This is a genomic window from uncultured Alteromonas sp., from assembly GCF_963976965.1.
Taxonomy (GTDB): Bacteria; Pseudomonadota; Gammaproteobacteria; order Enterobacterales; family Alteromonadaceae; genus Alteromonas; species Alteromonas naphthalenivorans.
In genome coordinates this window covers 1-22,616 of record NZ_CAXBMP010000038.1, presented here as the reverse complement: position 1 = coordinate 22,616, position 22,616 = coordinate 1, and the positions used below count along the sequence as shown (strand labels likewise).

Sequence of the window (22,616 nt, the reverse complement as noted above, 5' to 3'; positions counted from 1 at the left end):
ACAAATCGTAACGATCTGCGTTGCCACCATAATGCGGAGTAAATGCTTTCAAGACTAAAAATCCTTATTTATTCTGCATATACAATATCGTATTAGTTCGTACCCGACCAGTAGTACAGTTTCAGTAATTGAGGATTAGTACACAGCTCAAGCTTGGAAATTAACTACCAATCTCACCCACCAAGCCCAACCCGAATCAACAACACACCCATACCCCCAGCCACCACTGCGAACACTGCCAGTATTAGCGAAGTACTTTTTAAAATGTCGCCGTCGCGGTTTTGCAAACCAAGAATAGCGGTTACTGCCACTATGTTATTGATGCACACCATGTTGCCCATGGCGGCGCCTACACTTTGTAGTGCCAGTATGGTGGTTAAGGGTAATGACAGTTGCTCTGCAATGGTGGTTTGAATACCAGCGAAGGTTAAATTAGAGATAGTGGCCGACCCTGAAAAGAATGAACCTAATGCACCTAATAGCGGCGCGAAGAAGGTCCAGTTTTCGCCGGTAATTTGTGCCAAGTGATGACCGATTTGTGCTACTGCCGCGCTGTTTTGACCAGAACTGTCGCCTAGCATCATCATGTTCACAAAGATAAGTGCACCTAGCATGGCGAAAAAAGGCGTGCGCATGCGGGCAAGAGTTTGTTGGCCTGCTATTTTTAACGTATTTGGTTCTGCTTGTTGGCGAAATAGCCACAAGGTTACGCTGCCGGTTACCGCAAAAGGAATGATAGATGGAATATACAAAACGCTATGTTTCCAGGTTACCGCGGTATTTAAGATGTCGGTTAAGCTGGCCACTAAGCTTGTGCTTATGTGGAAAGTGCCTAATAAACCTAGGCTAATGTGTAAGGCGGGTTCGGTGGCTTGTAAAAGCGCTTTTAACCCTAGTTCCGGCAGGCGAGTTAAGACTAAAAGCAACACGGTGCCCCATAGCGGGAACGCGGCTTTTATTAGTGTTTTTAGTGGTACTGTTTTCGCTGGGGCTTGTTCGGTGGTTTGTTCGGTGGCTGCTGGTCGATTATCTGTTGGTCGATTTACTGCCTCTATTCCTATTTTATATTTCGCTAGCAACAGGGTAATGATTAAGCCAATTAGCCCGCCCAGCAACGAAGGGAATTCCACACCAAAATAGCTTAGCCCCAAATAGGGCAGGGTGCATGCGCAGGTGGAAAGTAGAATAAAAAGCAGGTTCTTTTTAATGTCGGCGGCATCGCTTACTACTAATCGCAATGCCAATATCACAATAACAGGTGCGGCTATGGTGTTAATAAGGGCTGCTTGCTGTGCTATTTCCCGCACGCTTTCTTGGGGAAGCTGCAACAGCGATAACCCAAACCATACAGGTGTGCCCATGGCTCCAAAAGTAACGGGAATGGTATTTAGCACTAAACAGAACAGTGCCACTCGTAAGGCGGGAAAACCAAGGCTGTAAAGTATGGGGGCGGCAATAGCGGCCGGTGTTCCAAAACCACTGGCGCCTTCAATTAGAAACATAAACGCCCAGCCTACAATCATTAGCTGGGCTACGGGGTTTTCGCTTACGCCGTCTAGCGATTTACGTAAAATAGCTAAAGCGCCGGTAATTTCCATGCATTTAAAAAGGAATATCGCGCCGGCGATAATAGAAAGCGGGGTAAGTGCCAGTAATGCGCCACTTATTACATTGGCATTCACTAACCTCGCGTCTTGTTTGAATATCAACAGCACCACAATATAAGCTACCAAAGCGCTTAAAGGTAGGGCTTTGCTAGATGGCATAGGGTTCTTTTTTACCATTAAGGTAATTAGCAAAATAAGAGGTAGGTAAGAGAACGCTAAATTCATCATAGTGATAAGGCTTCGCTTAATGTAAGCATCTCTATACTCTGCTAGTTGCTTGTTAACTAGTCAAATTATTAGCGCATATGAGTTACAGCGCAACTTTACCTCAAGCAGGCTCTACGTTGCCGGAGTGGCGCACAGGTTAAACGGGCGGGGGCATTGATAGGCCCAAGTGCTACAATCATTGATGCGCGACGAGATCCCATGTCATGCGGGTTCAGCATCTTCAAGCAGTTGTTTGCGGAACGGCTGGAATTTTGTTACAACCTTGAAGGTATTGGAAAGTACTACAATAATTATGTTGAGCTTATGGCGCACTGGAACACAGTGCTACCAGGTAAAATTTTAAAGATGCAGTAATGGAAGCATTTTGAATCAGATTTAGGGCCATTAAGTACTTTGGTGTCAGCATTGACGTAGCCATTAATAGCCAAAGCTAGCTTATTTGCGGTACGGTACGACTTAGGTGTTATACTTTCGTATAATGCGATAGCCGTTGCAGTAACCCGAAAGGATGCATTGTGGTCAATAAAGTCTCCAAATCAGCACTCTTTATTTCTATTTTCTGCGTATTATTTATAGGTATCTTGGCGGTATTAGCCAATATCTTGTGGATAGAAACTAAGCGGTTTAGTCATGACGCTATCAGCCAACAATTCGATGTCCTGCATCAAAATTTTCAGAGCGAAATAAACCACGTCATATTGGATGCGCGTTCAATCGCTATTCAAGAAAGTAAAAGTACCCTTATTGTTGATTCACTCGTTGAAGGCGATGCTAAGCGGTACCTTACTGCACATTGGTCAGCACTGTTCGATGCGTACCCAAGTTTGCAGCAAATCCGTTATATTGCCCTTGATGGTAATGAACAACTACGGGCCGAAAAATCGTCCGGAAGCCTTATCTGGCGAGACACCCAAGACCTTCAAAACAAAGCAGATCGGTATTATTTTATTGAAGCTGTTGAATCATCAAAAGACTATTACATATCGCCCTTAGATTTAAATAAAGAGCGGGGAGTAATAGAACTGCCTTATCGGCCTACTATTAGAAGTGTTGCTAAATATCGCGTTGATGGCGAAGTTTTGGGTTTAATCGTACTGAACTTTGATTTACGTGAAGTATTCTCTCGCTTAAAAGAGCTGCAAACCGAGAGTGCGCATTGGTTAATTAATCCAGATGGATTCTTTTTAGCTTCACCGAATAACGCAGCGTGGGGTTGGCTGCTCGATAGGCCCAAGAACCAAGTAAGTATGCAATTTCCTGGCTTTGAAAAACGCTTTTATGGTGGCGAAGATGACGTGCCAGATAGGAAATTTACCAGTCGATTTAAACACGGCATTATTCCTATTGGTAAAAGGAATACTGACGACACTGACATTGAAGATGCTTACTACTGGTTAGTCATGGAAAAGCCAACAGAGGTTATAGCGTATTTGGAGCGAACCAAACATTTTATTGCTTTGGGCTTTGCGGTGGCGGCTTTGTTTTTAATAGGATTAGCGTATCTATTAATACGTCTGCTTAATCAATTGAACTTGGAAAAAGAGCTTGCCATAAAAGCAAAGAATAAAGCCAACAGTGCCGAAAAATCTAAAGCCGATTTTCTCGCCAGAATGTCACATGAAATCAGAACGCCTATGAACGGTGTGTATGGGCTCCTGCAAATCACACTGGGTGAGCGTAACTATAAAAAAATCAACGATAATATAGAGCAAGCTATCACAAGCTTTTCTTTATTAAGCCGAATTATTGATGACGTGCTCGATTTTTCTAAAATTGAAGCCGGTAAGCTCGATATGGTTGAAGCCCCATTCCGTTTAGATAGTTTGCTGAATCAAGTGGGCAAGATGATGGGGCGTGCGGCTTACGGTAAACATATTGAGCTGTGGATTGATGTTGATCCTAAATGCCCACAACATGTTGTGGGTGATGCCGTTAGGCTTAATCAAGTTATCAGTAACTTAATTAGTAATGCCATCAAATTTACCTCTCGTGGGGAAGTGAATTTAAGCGTAGAATTACTAAACGAAAACGAAGATACCGTTCAGCTAGGGTTTGAGGTTCAAGATACGGGTATTGGCATGACTGAAAAGCAAGCCAACCAAGTATTTGGGGCGTTTACTCAGGCTAGCCGCGACACCAACTCTAAGTTCGGTGGTACAGGCCTAGGGCTAAGCATTGCCAAGCAGTTAGTGGAAATGATGCACGGTAAGATTGGTGTAGTAAGCCAGCAGGGTAAAGGCAGTAAATTCCATTTTAATGTGTTGCTTAAAAAAGCATCGGTAGCGCAAGAAGACAGCTTAAGTGAGCAAGATGTTATGTCTTATCAGGCCATAGTGCTTACGCAAAATGTAAATGTAGAAACCGGCATTCAGCGCCAATGTTCTGTACTTGGGTGGCCGTCCTATGTGGCAAAAAGTGTTGAAGACTTAACTACTCATAAAGCGTCGAATAGCCTACCTAGGGTCATTATCATTGATGAAGCAATCTTAACTGTTATCAGTAAAGAAGCACTGGAAAGTTGGCAACAAGAACAAAAAGAAATTACCCATTTGGTTGTGGTCTCGCACAACAGAGAGAGTCTTGATAAAAATAGCTTGGTGCTATACGACGACCTTTTATATAAGCCATTCACACCATCTACATTGTACGATACGGTTATTTCGTGCAGCCAATCTATCGATGAATTAGCTGAAAAGCCCGAGGTTGAAGATAACGAAAAACTCTTGGCTAAAACCTTAATCTTGGTAGTGGAAGACAACCCAATTAATCAACAAGTTGCGGGCGCTATGCTTAAAAGTGCAGGGGCTGTCGTAAAATTTGCCGAAAATGGACAAGAGTGTTTAGATCTTCTTCTGAGTGGGTTCAAACCTCACTTAATATTAATGGATATGCAAATGCCTATTATGGGTGGTGTAGAAGCAGCTGAGCACATTCGCGCAAATGCTACCTGGGATAATATCCCTATTTTAGCCATGACAGCTAACGCCATGGAAGCCGACAGAAAGCGTTGTATCGATGCAGGTATGCAAGGTCATATTGTTAAACCTGTGGTGAAACAGGATCTTATTACCCAAGTAAAATCGAGACTTCCCGATAGTTAGTATTTTTTTTCAGTGATGGCTGAAGGCGCTAAATTCTTTGGCCAACCAACTTGCCCTATTTATATTCTGAAGAAAGCAAAAATCTGATCAATTTTTATTAACAGGTAAATATTAGCATTATTGTAAATGCTAATAATTATCATTTGTGATCCTTCTCTACTTCCGTATAATCCTCTGCGACTAAAAACTAAACCAAAATCACTGTAGAGAACACAATGAAACTGACCACACTCTTTGCGCTTACCCCTGTAGCGCTCGCTTTCTCAATTAACGCTCAAGAAACTCAAACAGATACTGCAATTGTAGAAGAGTCGCAGGTTGAGAAAATTCACATTGTTGGTGTACGTCAAAACCGCGTAAGTCGCGGTGCGACTGGCTTAACAATGGAGCTAAGCGAAACACCTCAGTCAATTAGCCTTATCTCTGAAGCGCTAATGCAGTCGTTTGGTGCCTACAATGTTAACGATGCACTTAAACTTGCACCGGGTATTAACGTAGAAGAGTGGGAAACCAACCGTACAAACTACACAGCCCGTGGTTTTGAAATTAAAAACACGCAAATTGATGGCGTAGGATTACCTAACGACTGGGGAATTGTCACCGGTGCGCTTGAAGCCTACGGTTATGAAAAAATTGAAGTTATTCGTGGTGCCAATGGCCTGCTAACCGGTGTAGGTAATTCATCGGGTACATTAAACTATGTACGTAAACGCCCCACCAATGAAGAAGGCGGTGAAGTGACAGTGAGTGCAGGGTCGTTTGATTTTAAACGCTTGCAGGCGGATTACTCTACTTTGCTAACCGAAGATGGCCGTTGGGCTGCACGTTTTGTAGGTGCTATAGAAGATAAAGAATCTTACTTAGATGGCTTAGAGAACGATCGCACCTTTTTATATGGCGTAGTAGATGGGCAACTTACCGATAACGCCACCATTACGTTGGGCTACTCTTACCAAGATGCCAACACCGATGGAAACAATTGGGGCGGGTTAGTATTTAATTACACAGACGGTACACAAGCTGAGTGGGATGTGAGTGATACCACAGCGCAAGAATGGGCAATGTGGGACACAGAAAACACCAATGCCTTCGTTGAATTCGACTATATTTTCGATAACGACTGGCAAGTGAAAGTAAGCTACAACTATCGCGGCTACGAAGAACAAGATAAGTTGTTTTATGCTTACGGTACTATCGATAAAGACACGGGCTTAGGTTTAGTAGGCTGGCCCGGTCGTTATGATTCAGACATAGATTCAAACTTAGTAGAAGCGCGTACCTTTGGTACTTTCGAGCTCTTCGGCCGTCAACATGAAGTGAACGTTGGTGTAAGTCATGCCTCTAGTTCCGACACCATGTATCAATACGGTTTCGACTATGCTAATACGCCTGCCTATGGCGCAACGCCAGCGTTCCCATATGCATTTGATGCCATTGCCGAACCAGACTGGTTTGACGCGGTGCTGTATTCTGATATTGAACAAGATCTTACCCGCTATTTTGGCTCTACCAAAATAAGCGTCACCAATGAATTGTTTGTTATTGCGGGCTTCAACGCAATTGATTTTGAGCGCAGTGGTAACAATGCGGGCACCACTATCGACAATGAAGAAAGTGAAGCTAGCCCGTATGTTGGGGCGACCTATGCGGTAACTGAAAACATCAATACTTATGTAAGCTATTCAGATGTGTATCAGCCTCAAGAGCAATACGACTTGTCGGGGCAATTTTTAGCACCCACTAAGGGCAAAAACTTCGAAGCAGGTGTGAAAGCGCAGTGGTTAGACGACGAACTATTAACGACCTTCGCATACTTCACAGCAGACCAAGAAAATCTTGCTGCTTTTGCGGGTATTAACCCAGAAAACCAGCAGTACTACTACGAAGGTGTTACGGTAGAGTCTGAAGGGTTTGAGGTGGAAGTGGTCGGTCAAATTACTGATGCATTGCGTGTTCAAGTATCGTATACCGCAATTGATGTGGAAGATGAAGCGGGCAATGATGCGAACCTATGGGCTCGACGTGATGTAGTGACTTTCCAATTGGGTTATGAACTACCAGCTGTACCAGCACTTACCGTTGGCTTAGGCGGCAGATGGCAATCTGAAATCAGCAACACCGATTACAACGTAGAGCAGGGCAGCTACTTCTTAGCAAATGCCTATGCAACCTACGCGGTAACCAACGACCTTACCTTGCGTGCAAACATCAACAATATTTTTGACGAAAAATACATTACTAGCCTACATACTATAGGCTTTTATGGTGCACCAGTGAATGGTTCTGTGAGCCTAACTTACGCATTCTAAAATGTAATAGAAAGAACACTAAAAAGCGCCTTCGGGCGCTTTTTTTATGTAGGTGTAACTTAGCGAAAACAGTAACATGGCAAACCTGTGGCTAGTTCAAAAGATGTCAGCGTGTTGTTGCACGGTATCGTTCAACCAATCTAAAAATACATTCACCCTGGCTAAGTGCCTTACATCGCGGTGAGTTGCCAGCCAAAAGGTACGGGTAATGTTTATTTTATCTTGCAGTACCGGTTGTAGTTCATGGGCATTTTTGGCAATAAAATGAGGCAGAATACCTACACCTGCTTTGTTTCGTAGCATTTGAAATTGCGCATTAATACTGGTGCTTTTAAGGGCGTGAAGCGGCGAAAGTAGCGATTCTTCAATGAAGTTAAGTTGGGGTGCATAAATTAAATCGGGCACATAACTGACCAAGTTGAAGGGGCTTAGTTGTTCGATAGAGCTAGGGGCGCCATGCTCTGCTACTAGATCTTCGTGCATGTACAAATTTAAGCGGTAGTCGGTAAGTCTTTTAGTGTACAACAGGCCTTTCGTGGGTTTTTCTAGCAAAATGGCAATATCGGCTTCCCGTTTATTGATATTCAAAAAGCCACTGTTTGCCACTAACTCCACACAAATAGCGGGGTAGCGCTGCTTAAATTCAGCCAACGCTGGGGCCAATACCCAAGAACCAAACCCTTCCGATGCACTGACCCTTACTGTGCCGGAAAGCTCCTGACGCTCGTCGGTTAAATCATTTTTCGCTTCTAAAATGTGTCTTTCTGCATGTTCAATATAGTGCACTAAGCGCTTACCGTGATCGGTAAGTAAATAGCCTTTGTTACTTAGCTCGAACAAATTGCAATTAAGGGCAGTCTCCAGCCTTTTTACACGCCTAATGAGCGTGGTGGCATCAAGGTGTAAGTTTCTGGCAGCAATGCTAATTTTTCCATTTCTAGCAAGGCCAAGAAACAGTCTTAAGTCATCCCAGTTCACGTGATTACCTTTTTAACTTGCTGCAAAAATGCAGCACTGTGCTGTAACTATATTGACTTGCAGTTTTTAACGCAAGGTTTCAAAATTGTAAATAATCTGTTTTTATTTTTAAGTTGTTGAGGTAGGCCATGAGAACCATAACGCATTTTATTGAAGGCAAAGGTTATACTGCTGAAGGCGAGCGTCACGCCGATGTGTTCGCCCCTAACACAGGAAAGGTTCAAGCCCACGTTACACTGGCTACCGTGGAAACGGTAAATCATGCTGTTGAAGTAGCCCAAAAAGCCCAGCGGGAATGGGCAGCCACAAACCCTCAGCGCCGTGCACGGGTTATGTTTGAATTTAAACGCCTTGTTGAACAAGACAAAGACAGGCTTGCCCAGTTGCTATCGAGCGAACACGGTAAAGTGCTATCTGACGCCCAAGGTGACATTCAACGGGGGCTAGAGGTTATTGAATTTGCTTGCGGCATTCCTCATGCGCAAAAAGGGGAGTACACCGATAGCGCAGGGCCGGGTATTGATGTGTATTCCATGCGCCAGCCCTTAGGTGTAGTGGCGGGTATTACGCCGTTTAACTTCCCAGCAATGATACCCATGTGGATGTTTGGCGTAGCCATTGCCTGTGGCAATGCCTTTATTTTAAAACCTTCAGAGCGCGATCCATCGGTGCCTGTTGAGCTAGCCAAACTCATGTTGCAAGCAGGGTTACCTAAAGGTGTATTGAACGTAGTACATGGTGACAAAGTGGCGGTAGATGCCTTGCTTGATCATCAAGACGTAAAGGCAGCCAGCTTTGTGGGTTCATCTGACATTGCCAATTATGTTTATGAGCGTGGTGCACGAGCCGGCAAACGTATTCAAGCCATGGGCGGCGCCAAAAACCACGGCATTGTGATGCCAGATGCTGATTTAGATCAGGTGGTGGCTGACTTGGTGGGCGCAGCGTATGGGTCTGCGGGCGAGCGATGCATGGCATTGCCTGTGGTGGTGCCAGTAGGTGAAGGCACCGCAGAAAAGCTTATCGACAAACTTATTCCAGCCATTAAAGCTATTAAAGTAAGCCATTCAGAAGATAAGTCGGCGCACTACGGCCCTGTGGTAACCGCTGCCCATAAGTCACGTATTGAAGAATATATTGAACTTGCCATATCGGAAGGTGCGAATCTTATTTACGACGGCCGCACGTCGCAAATACCAGAGCACACCAATGGCTATTTCATTGGGCCCACATTGTTCGACAATGTAACGGCAGATATGCGCTCTTATCAGGAAGAAATCTTCGGGCCAGTACTACAAATTGTGCGCGCCACAGACTTTAACCATGCGGTATCGTTGGCGAGCGATCATCAATACGGTAATGGCGTGGCCATTTACACCCGAAACGGCCATGCCGCCAGAGAGTTTGCACAACGGGTGAACGTGGGCATGGTAGGTATTAATGTGCCAATTCCCGTCCCTGTTGCCTATCACACCTTCGGTGGTTGGAAGCGTTCGGCCTTCGGTGATACCAATCAGCACGGTATGGAAGGGGTTAAATTTTGGACCAAAGTGAAAACCGTTACCCAGCGATGGCCTGATGGTTCTGATACTAACGACAATGCGTTTGTTATTCCTACCATGGAATAAGCTGTGTCCATCGACATAAATCGGAGTGAATAATGACTAAAAATATTGCGTTTATTGGCCTAGGCAATATGGGCTCGGGCATGGCTAAAAACCTAGTGAAAAATGGGTTCAGCGTATTGGCGTTTGATTTAAGCAATGAAGCTATGGTCATGGCAAAAGAGAATGGCTGCGAATTAGCTGAATCTGCCAAGCAAGCCGTAGAGTGCTGCGATGCAGTGGTAACCATGTTACCGGCTGGCAAACACGTTAAGGGCATATACGAAGAAACCGTATTGCCCAATGCAAAATCAGGTACCTTGCTGTTAGATTGTTCAACCATAGATGTGGCCACTGCAAAGGAAGTCGGCGGCATGGCAAAAACGCAGGGCTTGCTTATGGTAGACGCGCCAGTATCTGGCGGCACCAAGGCTGCAGGCGACGGTACCCTTACTTTTATGGTGGGGGGCGAAAACACTGCCTTCGAACAGGCAGAAAAAGTACTTTCAGCCATGGGTAAGAAAATTATTCATGCGGGAGAATGTGGGGCAGGGCAATCCGCTAAAATTTGCAATAATATGCTGCTAGGTGCCAGCATGATTGCTACCTGTGAAGCGTTTCAACTAGCTGAAAAGCTAGATTTAGATCCACAAGTATTTTTCGATATTGCGTCGAATGCGTCGGGGCAAACATGGTCGATGACCAGCTACTGCCCAGTAAAGGGGGTAGGCCCAGCGAGCCCCGCGGATAATGACTTTGCCGGTGGTTTTGCCGCAGCGCTTATGGTGAAAGATTTGACCTTAGCCATGCAGGGCGCTGAGTCTGTGGGAGCAAAAGTGCCGATGGGAGAAAGAGCTGCCGAGTTATATCGGGCGTATTGTGAACAAGCACAAGAAAACGGTGGGCTAGATTTTTCTTCTATTATCAAAACCCTTTAGCTCAACGCTTCTATCTTTAGGATTTTAGCTAAAAAGCTTTGCTTAAAACTTGATTATTCAAGGTGTAAAAAAGGTGCAAGAAAGGTAGAGGCGACTTTCATTTTTTGCACCTTTATCAGGTTCGATATTCTTTTACTTTCCATACAAATATCCTCGCTTACGCTTCTAAGCAACATCTGTTTAATAAACTTCAGCTTACTAATAGCTCAACACTACGTTTTGTTGATTTAGAACAAAGATGCTTCTTTCCCAATAGGTAAAATGGGTAGTTCATCTAGTAAGCCAAATAATTGATTAAATCACGGGGGCAGCTTATGCGTTCCCCACACCGTGAAACTACTCGCGCTTCTCAGGCAGCGAGATTCATTACACAGGAAGCGTTGCCGTGAAGACAGTGAAGAAGACCCCCTTCGTTTTAGTTTTTTTGTTGATTGTATTATTGGTGCTTGGTTATAACGCCTTCTTCGGTGGTGCAGAGCAAGAAGATGTGGTGTCGAGTAATGGTCGAATTGAAGCGATTGAAATTGGTATTGCTGCTAAGGTAGCGGGAAGAGTGGAAGCCATTTATGTGGATGAAGGTGAGCAAGTAGAAGCAGGAATGCTAGTCGCCAAGCTTGATACCACGACTATTCAAGGCCAACTTCGTCAAGCCAATGCACAGCGCGTGCAGGCGCAAAGTGCAGTAGCCGCAGCGCACATGGCCATTGCGCAGCGTGAGAGTGAAAAGGTTGCCTTACAGGCAGCGTTGCTTCAAACCGAAGCCGAGTTAAAAGCGGCAGAAGCCCACGCTAAACGCACCGATGAGCTTTCAAAAACTGGTGCTGTGTCGAAACAATTGGCGGAAGATAACCAAACTACGGTAGAAAGTGCAAAGGCGGCAGTAAATGCCGCGGCGGCCAGGCTTGCAGCGGCAGACGCCACCATTGAAGCCTCTAAATCTCAGCATTTATCAGCCCAAGCGGCGGTAACGGCAAGCGATGCTACCATCGCGCAAATTGAATCTGAAATAGACGATATGTTATTAAAAGCGCCGCGCAACGGGCGTATTCAATACCGTGTTGTGCAACCTGGTGAAGTAGTGGCCGCGGGTGGACGTGTGCTAAGCCTTGTAGATTTAACCAATGTTTATATGACATTTTACTTGCCTGCTACTCAAGTAGGGCGACTTTCTATTGGCTCTGAAGCACGTATTGTTTTAGATGCCGCATCTGATATTTCTATTCCTGCCAGTATTTCTTACGTGGCTGATGTCGCGCAGTTTACGCCCCGTTCAGTGGAAACCGAAAGTGAGCGAGAAAAGTTAATGTTCCGAGTAAAAGCGCAAATTCCTAAAGACTTACTACAAAAACATATCGAAAAGGTAAAAACAGGCTTGCCTGGCGTGGTATGGGTTAAGCTTGATGATAACGCAACGTGGCCAAGTGATGTGCCTGAGTTGGTTGCGCTATGACAGACGTCATTACCTGTGAAGGTCTGACGGTTCATTACAAATCAACTACCGCTATCGCAGATATATCACTTCGAATTCCCCGTGGTGCAACAGTTGGTTTTATTGGGCCTGATGGCGTAGGTAAATCTACTCTTTTATCGTTAATTGCGGGCGAGCGTATATTGCAGCAAGGTACGCTTAATGTGCTGAATGGCGATATGCGTGAGCGGGCTCACCGAGAAGCCATTTGTGCGGATATTGCCTACATGCCACAGGGATTGGGCAAGAATCTATATCCCACCTTATCGGTTGAAGAAAACTTACAGTTTTTCGCCAAGCTATTTGGGCACGGACGCGCCGAACGCCGCAAACGTATCGATAATTTAACTAAGCGTACTGGGCTGTTTCCTTTTTTATCTCGCCCTGCGGGCAAGCTGTCTGGTGGAATGAAGCAAAAGTTAGGCTTATGCTGTGCCCTTATTCACGATCCTAAATTACTGATTTTAGATGAGCCTACTACCGGCGTAGACCCCTTAGCGCGCAGCCAATTTTGGCGTTTAATTGCAGATATTCGAAAAGGTGGGGCTGATAGAGAGCAATCTGATTTAACCGTGCTGGTTGCCACCGCGTATATGGATGAAGCGCAGCAATTTGAACATCTTATTGCCATGAACGATGGCAAGGTGTTAGCCACAGGTACGCCGAAAGAACTGCTGGCGAAAACCCAAACGGATAATCTAGAGTCGGCATTTATTGCCCTATTGCCCGAATCGATAAAACGTAACCACTTGCCCGTGGTTATAACCCCTATTGATGAAAGCGCTCACGCGCCTATTGCCATAGAGGCGAAAAGTCTCACCATGAAGTTTGGTGATTTTACTGCGGTTGATAACGTCAGTTTCTCTATTCGAAAAGGCGAGATATTTGGCTTTTTGGGTTCGAATGGTTGCGGTAAATCTACCACCATGAAAATGCTGACTGGCCTTCTGCCACAAACTTCTGGCGAAGCATGGATGTTAGGCAGCGTATTAGATCCGAACGACATTGCCACGCGATACCGCGTGGGCTATATGTCGCAAAGCTTTTCCTTGTATACCGAGCTTACCGTTGAACAAAATTTGGTACTACACGCGCGGCTATTTACACAGGCTAATACTCAAGATAACAAGCAGCGTGAGGCTCGCGTACAAGAGATGCTTGAGCGCTTTTCACTAAGTCATCACAAAGATGCGTTGCCCGCATCGTTACCGTTAGGGTTGCGTCAACGGTTGTCGTTGGCGGTGGCCATGGTACACAAACCTGAAGTACTGATTCTAGATGAACCCACATCGGGGGTAGACCCCATCGCGAGGGATAATTTCTGGCGTTTGCTCATCACCTTGGCCAGAGAAGATGGTGTGACTATCTTTATTTCCACACACTTTATGAACGAAGCGGCAAGGTGCGATCGCATTTCGCTTATGCACGCTGGCAAAGTGCTGGTAACTGATTCACCTAAGGCCATTGTGGCCCACAAGCAAGCTGCGAGCTTAGAAGAAGCGTTTATCGACTACTTAGAAGCCGCGCAGCCAAGTAAAGATGATGTGCAAAGCGAAGAGGCTAGCTTGAAGAAAGGTGTTTCTTCAGCGGGACAAGAAGCCAGCCCAGAAAAAGAAGATACCCGTGCAGTGCCTGCGGCTACAAAACAAAAGAGCCGCTATAGACAGTCGCTACAACGTTTAATGAGTTATGCCACCCGTGAAACGCTGGAGTTAATGCGCGACCCTATCCGCTTAACCATGGCATTTTTAGGCTCTATCGTATTGATGCTGGTCATTGGCTACGGCATAACCATGGATGTAGAAGATTTACAATATGCGGTGTTCGACCGCGACAAGTCTGCCATCAGTGAGCAATACACCAATAGCCTTGCAGGTTCACGATATTTCGTCACCCAGCCTGATATTACCAGTTACGAAGACATGGACCGGCGAATGAAAAGTGGCGAGTTGTCACTGGCCATTGAGATACCGCCGGACTTCGGCCAAAAGCTCCATAAAGGTGAGAACGTACAAATTGGCGCATGGATAGATGGTTCTATGCCTTCTAGAGCCGAAACTATTGAAGGCTATGTTGAAGGCATTCACTTAACCTGGTTGTTAGAACAAGCTTCTCAAATGAGCACGACCACTTCTACCTCGCTGATTGATGTGCAATCGCGCTACTTGTATAACCCCGATATTAAAAGCTTAGTTGCCATTGTACCTGCGGTTATTCCAATGCTGTTATTGATGATACCGGCGTTGCTTACCTCGTTAGCCGTGGTGCGAGAAAAAGAGCTAGGCTCAATTATTAACTTGTATGTGACGCCAGTATCGAAACTCGAATTTCTGCTGGGCAAACAAGTGCCCTATATCCTTACTTCGTTTGTAAGCTTCATTTTATTGGTTCTGATGGCGGTGTACTTTTTTAAAGTACCGCTTAAAGGCGATGTCTTCGCGTTTGCCATAATCGCGTTATTGTTTGTGACCTTTTCTACCAGTTTTGGCTTGTTGGCGTCTGTTTTTACCAACAGCCAAATTGCCGCTATTCTACTTACTACCATAGGAACCATGGTACCTGCGGTACAATTTGCGGGCATGATCACGCCGGTTTCAGCACTAGAGGGCGCAGGAAAAATTATTGGTGAGATGCATCCCATTAGTTACTTTTTATTAGCCAGTCGAGGCATTTTCAGTAAAGGGTTGGGCTTTGGTTCATTAGATTTTGCGGTGTATGCCATCGCTATCAGCATTCCTATTACCCTGTGGTTGTCAGTGGCGCTACTTAAGAAACAGGAACGCTAAGTAATGAAACTTAACAATGTATTGCATCTTAGTGTAAAAGAATTATGGAGCTTATGGCGCGACCCTGTGATGTTGGTGCTCATTTTCTATGTGTTCACCTTAAACATTTACACGGCGGCCACAGCAGTACCTGAGTCTTTGCATAACGCGCCGATTGCGTTTGTGGATCATGACCGTTCGCAGCTTTCTCATCGGGTGATAGACGGCTTTGTGCCTCCCTATTTTTTAACCCCCGTCATTATTTCTGAACAAGACGTTACCCCCAGCTTAGATACGGGAAAGTACACCTTTGTCGTGACGATACCTCCTGAATTTGAAAAAGACGTAATGAAGGGTTCAGTACCTGATGTGCAAGTTAACGTAGATGCTACCCGCATTAGCCAGGCGTTTACCGGTAACGGCTATATTACTGAAATTATCGGCGAAGAGGTGGCCGCTTACGTGGCGGGGTACAAGTCAGAAACCAGTTATACCGTAGATTTAATCATGCGCGCGCGGTTTAACCCTGCCTTAGAAAGTTTCTGGTTTGGTTCAGTGATGGAGCTCATTAATGCGGTGACGATGATTGCGATTATTTTATCGGGCGCTGCGCTTATTCGAGAAAAAGAGCGGGGTACAATAGAGCATTTATTGGCAATGCCTGTATCAAGCAGTGAAATAATGTTATCGAAAATTGCCGCTACCTTATTGATGGTGTGGCTTGCTACACTCATGTCGGTGTATTTGGTCATTCAATACGTGTTGGGTGTCCCCATTAATGGCGATGTGTGGTTATTTATGCTGGCGGTGGCTATTCACCTATTTGCGGTGAGCAGTTTAGGTATATTCATGGCAACCATCGCGCGCTCTATGCCACAGTTTGGGCTTTTATTGATTCTAGTATTATTACCGCTTCAGTTGCTGTCTGGTGGTGTAACACCAAGAGAAAGTATGCCTGACTTAATTCAAAACATTATGCTTATTGCGCCTAATACTCATTTTGTTATGGCATCACAAGGTGTGCTGTACAGAGGGGCTGGGCTAAGTGTGGTGTACCCTCAACTTATTGCGCTAACATTTATTGGTGGGGTATTTTATTATATTGCCCTACGTCGATTTAAAAGCACCGTGGGTAGCATGGCTTAAAAAGAAGGTTTTGCCAAGAAAGGCGCGAGCCCAAGCCCCAAGCGGTAGCAGAAGGCACAATAGCTATTTTTTTGCCTATAAATCGTACATGTGCTAGGTTGAATTTAACGCATCAAAAAGGGAACAAATGATGAAGGCACACACCACTTCCGCTATATCTGGCGCTACCATAAAGCACTTAGCAGGCCTATTCACAGCAGCTTCTATTCTGTTTAGTAGTGCAGTATTTGCGCAGCATGATAAAACTCGACAGTATGAGAAATTTGAAATACTTGGACAAAAAACAAAACCGCAATTACAGCGTGAATTCAATAAAGCCAAATTTGATTTCTTGGATATGTATCATGAATTAAATGAAGTGGCGAAGTTTGACGTGCTCTGTTCTTATCATCGGCCTATAGGCAGCAAAATTGCCAAAAAAACCTGTGAGCCTCGGTATGTTAAAACTGCGCGAGCAATGTATATCCAAGCCATGTCTACTGGCACAGGGATTGATTTGAGTCGATTACCTAGCGACCAAATGATTAAATTTTTAACCAAACAAACTCGCGAAGAAAGCTATGAACACGTGTTGGCGTTAGTCATGACGAACCCAGAGTTAAACAAAAGTTTTGCCAAACTTGAGCTCATTCATAGTCGTTTGAACGAAGACAGTGAGTAGCGTGAACACCATTCGTTTGAGCACCTAATACTGAAGAGTGAATAAGAAAAAGAGGCCTACTTAGAAAAGTAGGCCTCTTTTTTTGTTTAATGCTCAAGGTTATTTATAAACGCTCAAGGCTGGTTATCCGCTCAGGGCTGTTTACCTGCTCAAGGCTGTCTATTCGCTCAGGGCTGTCTATCTGCTCAAGGCTGTCTATCCGCTCAGGGCTGTCTATCCGCTCAGGGCTGTTCATCCGCTCAGGGCTGTTTATCCGCTCAAGGCTGTTTTATTGATACTTTCTAAGCTCTATGCGCGACACCATGCCTTTATGCACTTCATCAGGGCCATCAGCTAATCGTAGTGCGCGAGCACCTGCAGCAAAGCGTGCTAATGGGAAGTCGCTACACATGCCAGCACCACCATGAATTTGCAGGGCCATGTCTACTACCGATTGCAGCATGTTAGGCACCACCACTTTAATGGCAGATATTTCTGTCATGGCGTGCTTCACGCCAAGGTTGTCTATCTTCCATGCGGCATGAAGGGTTAATAGTCTGGCTTGCTCTATGGCCATACGTGCTTCAGCAACACGCTCTAAATTACCGCCTAAGCGAATAATGGGCTTACCAAACGCGACCCGTTCGTGGCCACGTTTAAGGGCAAGCTCTAGTGATTTTTCAGCCATGCCGATGGCGCGCATACAGTGGTGAATTCGGCCAGGCCCTAAACGGCCTTGAGCAATTGCAAAGCCTTTACCTAAACCCATCACTAGGTTTTCTTTACTTACCCGTACATTATCAAAATGCATTTCACCATGACCATAAGGGGCATCGTAATCGCCATACGCATCTAGCATACGGGTTATGGTAATTCCTGGTGTATCTAGTGGCACAATCACCATGCTATGGCGGCTGTGTTTGTCATTTTCTGGGTTAGATAAGCCCATGAATATAGTGAAAGCAGCGTTGGGATGCCCCAAACCGGTAGACCACCACTTTTTGCCGTTGATCACTACATCATCGCCATCTTCAATAATGGTTGCTGCCATATTGGTGGCGTCAGACGATGCTACGTCAGGCTCTGTCATACCAAACACAGAACGTATTTCACCTGCTAGCAACGGGGTAAGCCACTTGGCTTTTTGCGCATCGTTACCAAAGTGATAAAGCACTTCCATGTTGCCTGTATCTGGCGCGTTACAGTTGAATATCTCAGGGGCGAAAAGAAATCTGCCCATACGCTCAGCCATAGGCGCATATTCTAGCGTGGTTAGTCCTTTACCAAGCTCAGCATCGGGCAAAAATAAATTAGCCAATCCTGCCTCGCGGGCTTTTTGTTTTAGTGCCTCGGTGCCAGGGTGTAGCTTCCACTTTTTCCAATCACCGTGGTGGTTCTCTTTATGATGAAAATCATAAACTTCATTTTCAATGGGCTCGATATGTTCAGCAATAAATGCATCAAGTTTTTCGAGTAGGGCGTTTGTTTTATCGTTATGCGAAAAATCCATGACTATCCTCGGGTGCTTAACAAATGGCTAGTAGCTTAAAAGCAGTGGGTAATAAATTTGATAGCTATAGCGTAGTTTAGTTACTAGAATGAATGAAATGAAATCTAGTCCGATAGTATTGTGAATGCTATTCACTGCGCTGTGATGTTGAGAGCCGGTTTCAATAGGTGGCTTTAGCACTGTTTTTCAGCGTAGTTTGTTGTGGGGCGGTTTAGGTATTAAAGGGAAAGCCTTAATGCAAGATAAACGGCAATTTGAAAAGCTCGACTTAAACTTACTGAAAGTGTTTGAAGCTTTGTGGCAGCAGCGTAACATGACCCATGCCGCAGAGTCGCTGCATATCACGCCATCAGCGGTTAGCCACGCCATGCGACGGTTTCGCGAAATTCTTGGCGACCCACTATTTGCTCGTGAAAAAAACCATATGCTGCCTACGGCCGCCTGCGAACGGTTAGCACCTCAAATTCTAGAAGCGTTAGCTAATATTCGCCGCGCACTAAGTGAATTTACCGAATTTAATCCTGCTCACAGCCATCAGCGCTTCGTTATTGCTATGCAAGAGTCGCTAGAGCTTAGTGTTTTACCGGCACTACTAGCCAAGCTTGAAGTTCACGCCCCTAATGTCGAAATTGTGAGTGCGCGATTAAATCGCGACACCATGGTAGCCGACCTAAGTAATCGCAATTTACATTTAGTGGTAGACATTGGCCGGCCCATTTCACCGCCAGTTGAACATTGTTTGCTAACCCGTGATAACTACGCCGTACTAATGAATACACAGCATGCTTTGCGTGATAGCCTAAGTGCAGCGGCTTATTTAAATGCACGGCATATTACGGTGTCGAATCGAATAAAAGGGGCCTCGGTAGAGGAGATTGCCCTACAGCAACTTGGAGTCAGCCGCCCTTCGCTATGGCGTTGTCAAAATTATCGGGCTGCGGCAGAGGTTACCGCGAACACCAACGCGCTGTTAACCTTACCAGGCTCTATTGCCAGCGCCCTTGCTGACGAAAACTTAAGTATCGCGGCACTGCCCTTCAACTTACCCGCATTGGAAACACATCTGTACTGGCATCAGCATCAAGAAGGCGAGCCAGGGTTAATGTGGCTTAAGGCTCTGGTATTACAGTTGTTTGCTTGATCTGGTTGTTATGTGTAATGTTTGTTAGTATTTCAGTACGAATTGTTGGCGTGTTTTGCTACAAAAATAAGTCACACCCACAATCCACGTAGTATTAACGACAGCGTTCAACTCAACGCCATGAGAATCTAAATGAAGATCCATACCCTTTCGGGCTACATTCAACACATCTATCTAGCAGAGCACGAGCATGGCTTACTGCTATTAGATGGGTGTAGTCGCGCCGATGTAGAAACGGTGAGCCAGTTTATTACTGAGACCTTACATCGGCCTTTAAGCGACCTAAAATTGATTGTGGTAACGCACATGCACCCTGATCATGCTGGTGGCGCTGCAAGAATTAAGGCGTTAACCGGGGCGTCTATTGCCGCGCACCCAAAAGCAAAAAGCTGGTATGCTGGCTTAATGGGCAGAGCAGCCCACGCCATTGATTTGGGCCTGACGTGGTGGGTAGCAAACCGCATAGGTAAGCAGCGTGAGTCTATTTGGTATAACCCTGTATTGCGGGCTGATATCTTGCTGGAAGACGAGCAAAATCTGCCCTTTTTTAACGAGTGGAAGGTACTTTATTCTCCGGGGCACACTGACCACGATCTTACCATTATGCACGAACCTACGCGGCAAGCGTACGTGGCCGATTTATTGGTAAAAGTAAAAGGTGAGTTAGTACCACCTTACCCCTTATGCCACCCAAATCAATATCGAAAGTCGCTACAACGTATTGCGCAGTCGTCTATAGAAACTATTTTTTGCGCCCATGTTGCACCGGTACAGTTGGCTGATATTCCTTTTGATCACGTTATCGAGAACGCGCCTACCTTGCCAAAGAATCACTGGCACTCAGCTAAAAACCGTATAAATCGAAAGCTGTTTGGCAAAACCGCTCAGCACTAGTGGGTTCAGTAAAAGTGCATATTGCAAAAGTGCGAAGGCGGCTTTATCTAAAGGCGCTTTAGCCAAAGCCAGCATACTAAATTCGGTTAATGCATATTACCCCTGAGTAAATTGCTCGTAGGCTAACATGGCATCAGCAGCGTACATCAGTGACGGGCCACCGCCCATATAAATTGCCATCCCTAGTGTTTCTTCTAACTCTTCTTTGGTTACGTCTAAATCGACCAATGCTTTTACATGAAAGCCAATGCAGCCGTCACACCGCGTTGAAATACCAATGGCTAATGCAATTAGCTCTTTGGTTTTTTTATCTAGGGCGCCGTCTTGAGTTGCTGCTTTCGCCATAGCTGAAAAACCTTGCATGGTGTCGGGTATGCCAGCGCGAAGAGACTTCATGTTATCTGAAATGCGTTTAGTTATATCAGGGTACGACTTGCTCATTTGATGATCCTTTTTACTATTAACGGTAAAGACTAAGCACAAAGTAAAAAAATTCTTATATGCATATAAGCTTATGTATCAGTGCATCATATAGTCGTCAACTTAGATTAAGGTGAAATTGCGGAAGTTGTAACAAAACGTGCAATATGCTTGTCTTACATCAATTAATGACCACATTATGTAGAGGCACGTATGGTTAAGTGCAACTAAAAGGGAACGGGTGGCTCATGCAAAACAGTTTGTCTTCTTTACTTGATAAGGTGCGCTTAGCCGCGTCAGCATCAGGGGAAACCCTGTCTGATATTTTCAGTAAAGAAACCCATAGATTTACCATTACCGGCTTAAGCCGAAGCGGAAAATCTATGTTGTTCACCAGCTTAATGACCATGCTGAAAAGTCGCAGCGAAGAAGGTTATGCTTGTATGCCTTTGTTGCGATATCTTCCGCCTTCACAGGTAGAATTCATGCGGATTGAACCCATAGACGGGTACAAGCCTTTCCCTCTCAAAGAGAACATGGATGCGCTGGCATCAGGTCGGTGGCCTGAGGCTACCGAAGAAGCTTATGGGTTTAAGCTTGTTGTGCGGTTAACACAAACCATGAGTATTAAGCGCCACCTTTTGCCCCACACCGATATTGTTTTTGAATTTATCGACTATCCAGGGGAGTGGATAACCGATATTCCTATGCTAGGTAAAACCTACGCTCAGTGGTCTGATTCTGCATGGGCGCAATTAAGTAGCGGGCCTCAGCAGCATTTTGCGAATGAGTGGAAAACGGTGGTTAACGCCTTTGACTTCGAACAACTGCCCACACAAGAGAACATTAACGCGCTCGTGAGTGCCTATCGACATTATTTAGTGGTGGCGAAAAAAAATGGAATATCCTTGCTACAACCCGGCAGCTTCTTATTAGATTCGAGTGATTTTGATTGGCAGCAGTTAGGCTTTGCGCCGTTACCATCAAGTATTACCAGCGATGTATCTCATCCTTGGTACAAGGTATTTGATGCGCATTTTACGAGGTTTCAAAAAGACTGGTTAACGCCGTTAAAGCAGTCTGTATTTCGGGAAACCGACAAACAAATTATTTTGGTGGATTTATTCGAAGGGTTAAATCACAGCCGTCAGCATTTGTATCAATTAAAAGAAACGCTTAGTCATTTGGCCGACACCTTTGTGTATGGCCAAACAGGGTGGTTTGCCCGCAATGTTATGCGCAAAGAAGCCATTGGCCGAGTGGCTTTTGTAGCCACAAAAGCTGATTTAATCCCGGTGTCTGAGCGCGAAAACTTGTTATCGTTACTCAAGCAGGTTACTGAAGGTGCAAGAGCTCGGTTTGTTGATAAGCCTATTAAATTTGAGCATTTTTTAGTATCGGCAATACAAGTCACGGATGAAGGCAGCTCGCCAAATGCACTGCGTTATCAAGATGCCGAGAATGGTTATGTAGAAGCGGCATTTGAACCGATACCGGCTTCACTTAAAGCCATGGAAGCAGATGCACATTTTCCAGTATTGAACACCCAAGTGCCGCAAGACTATATGGCGCGAATACTATCCGGCAGAGGGTTGGACAGACTACTCCAGTTCTTGTTGGCCGAAGGAGTTTCCAATGAATAAACAAGACTCGATGAGCGAACAAAGCTCGATAGATGAACAAAGCTCGATAGATAAAAGTACCGAGAAACCGACAAGTGCAGCTCCGCCGGCCTATCGCCCCAAAGTGGTACAGCAGCGCCTTGATATTAGGCCCCCCGATACTGCAATGCCCGCAAAAACTGAAACCAACGAATGGCAAATGGACAGCGCAAAAGCGCGTATTTCTACTGGTGGGTTAACCTTGG

The 22,616-nt window shown here is 45.2% G+C and carries 16 protein-coding genes and 2 pseudogenes; 13 read left to right on the top strand and 5 right to left on the bottom strand.

Annotated features, from left to right (window positions below; all coding sequences use genetic code 11):
- Window positions 1–173: 173 nt before the first annotated feature.
- Window positions 174–1,835: an L-lactate permease gene (locus tag AAC006_RS19375; RefSeq protein WP_126872702.1), complete on the bottom strand. Its 1,662-nt coding sequence runs from the start codon at window positions 1,833–1,835 to the stop codon at window positions 174–176.
- A gap of 153 nt (window positions 1,836–1,988) precedes the next feature.
- Here AAC006_RS19375 and AAC006_RS19370 point away from each other — a divergent pair.
- The 3 genes and pseudogenes from AAC006_RS19370 to AAC006_RS19360 all read left to right on the top strand — a co-directional run.
- A pseudogene (locus AAC006_RS19370) lies at window positions 1,989–2,189 on the top strand (sulfotransferase); the annotation flags it as partial.
- Window positions 2,190–2,350: 161 nt separating this feature from the next.
- On the top strand, window positions 2,351–4,936 hold the full coding sequence (locus AAC006_RS19365; RefSeq protein WP_126872701.1) for a hybrid sensor histidine kinase/response regulator: 2,586 nt from the start codon (window positions 2,351–2,353) through the stop codon (window positions 4,934–4,936).
- 215 nt (window positions 4,937–5,151) lie between these two features.
- Window positions 5,152–7,245 carry a TonB-dependent siderophore receptor gene (locus AAC006_RS19360; protein WP_126872700.1) on the top strand — a complete coding sequence of 698 codons (2,094 nt, stop codon included), beginning with the start codon at window positions 5,152–5,154 and terminating at the stop codon, window positions 7,243–7,245.
- A gap of 96 nt (window positions 7,246–7,341) precedes the next feature.
- On the opposite strand, the gene AAC006_RS19355 is transcribed toward AAC006_RS19360, so the two are convergent.
- Window positions 7,342–8,223: a LysR family transcriptional regulator gene (locus tag AAC006_RS19355; protein WP_126872699.1), complete on the bottom strand. Its 882-nt coding sequence runs from the start codon at window positions 8,221–8,223 to the stop codon at window positions 7,342–7,344.
- Window positions 8,224–8,351: 128 nt separating this feature from the next.
- Between AAC006_RS19355 and AAC006_RS19350 the strand changes: the two genes are divergently transcribed.
- The 6 genes from AAC006_RS19350 (at window position 8,352) to AAC006_RS19325 (ending at window position 16,805) form a co-directional block, all read left to right on the top strand.
- Window positions 8,352–9,851: a CoA-acylating methylmalonate-semialdehyde dehydrogenase gene (locus tag AAC006_RS19350; RefSeq protein ID WP_126872698.1), complete on the top strand. Its 1,500-nt coding sequence runs from the start codon at window positions 8,352–8,354 to the stop codon at window positions 9,849–9,851.
- A gap of 32 nt (window positions 9,852–9,883) precedes the next feature.
- On the top strand, window positions 9,884–10,765 hold the full coding sequence (mmsB, locus tag AAC006_RS19345; protein ID WP_126872697.1) for a 3-hydroxyisobutyrate dehydrogenase: 882 nt from the start codon (window positions 9,884–9,886) through the stop codon (window positions 10,763–10,765).
- Between the two features lie 385 nt (window positions 10,766–11,150).
- Window positions 11,151–12,215, top strand: a complete 1,065-nt coding sequence (locus AAC006_RS19340) for an HlyD family efflux transporter periplasmic adaptor subunit (protein WP_231885014.1) — start codon at window positions 11,151–11,153, stop codon at window positions 12,213–12,215.
- The gene (rbbA, locus tag AAC006_RS19335) at window positions 12,212–15,019 is read left to right on the top strand and encodes a ribosome-associated ATPase/putative transporter RbbA (protein WP_288389260.1); all 2,808 of its coding nucleotides are present in this window, start codon (window positions 12,212–12,214) and stop codon (window positions 15,017–15,019) included. Before AAC006_RS19340 ends, rbbA begins: the two co-directional genes overlap by 4 nt.
- A gap of 3 nt (window positions 15,020–15,022) precedes the next feature.
- The gene (locus AAC006_RS19330) at window positions 15,023–16,144 is read left to right on the top strand and encodes an ABC transporter permease (protein ID WP_126872695.1); all 1,122 of its coding nucleotides are present in this window, start codon (window positions 15,023–15,025) and stop codon (window positions 16,142–16,144) included.
- A gap of 127 nt (window positions 16,145–16,271) precedes the next feature.
- Window positions 16,272–16,805, top strand: coding sequence for a hypothetical protein (locus AAC006_RS19325; protein WP_244360367.1), 534 nt, complete (start codon window positions 16,272–16,274; stop codon window positions 16,803–16,805).
- A gap of 103 nt (window positions 16,806–16,908) precedes the next feature.
- Here the strand turns inward: AAC006_RS19325 and AAC006_RS19320 are convergent, their stop codons facing one another.
- A complete protein-coding gene (locus tag AAC006_RS19320; protein WP_260563499.1) occupies window positions 16,909–17,040 on the bottom strand; it encodes a hypothetical protein in 132 nt (43 codons plus the stop codon).
- Between the two features lie 33 nt (window positions 17,041–17,073).
- Entirely contained in the window at window positions 17,074–18,294 is a 1,221-nt protein-coding gene (locus tag AAC006_RS19315) for an acyl-CoA dehydrogenase family protein (protein ID WP_013786107.1), read from the bottom strand.
- Between the two features lie 235 nt (window positions 18,295–18,529).
- On the opposite strand from AAC006_RS19315, the gene AAC006_RS19310 reads away from it, so the two are divergent.
- On the top strand, window positions 18,530–19,435 hold the full coding sequence (locus tag AAC006_RS19310; protein ID WP_126872693.1) for a LysR family transcriptional regulator: 906 nt from the start codon (window positions 18,530–18,532) through the stop codon (window positions 19,433–19,435).
- A 132-nt stretch (window positions 19,436–19,567) separates the two neighbouring features.
- A complete protein-coding gene (locus AAC006_RS19305) occupies window positions 19,568–20,329 on the top strand; it encodes an MBL fold metallo-hydrolase (RefSeq protein WP_126872692.1) in 762 nt (253 codons plus the stop codon).
- Window positions 20,330–20,425: 96 nt separating this feature from the next.
- Here the strand turns inward: AAC006_RS19305 and AAC006_RS19300 are convergent, their stop codons facing one another.
- Window positions 20,426–20,770: a carboxymuconolactone decarboxylase family protein gene (locus AAC006_RS19300; RefSeq protein ID WP_013786104.1), complete on the bottom strand. Its 345-nt coding sequence runs from the start codon at window positions 20,768–20,770 to the stop codon at window positions 20,426–20,428.
- Window positions 20,771–20,997: 227 nt separating this feature from the next.
- Here AAC006_RS19300 and AAC006_RS19295 point away from each other — a divergent pair, with 227 nt between their 5' ends.
- Window positions 20,998–22,392: a YcjX family protein gene (locus AAC006_RS19295; RefSeq protein ID WP_057794852.1), complete on the top strand. Its 1,395-nt coding sequence runs from the start codon at window positions 20,998–21,000 to the stop codon at window positions 22,390–22,392.
- Window positions 22,385–22,616: pseudogene (locus tag AAC006_RS19290) on the top strand (hypothetical protein); the annotation flags it as partial. The gene AAC006_RS19295 and the pseudogene AAC006_RS19290, both read left to right, overlap by 8 nt.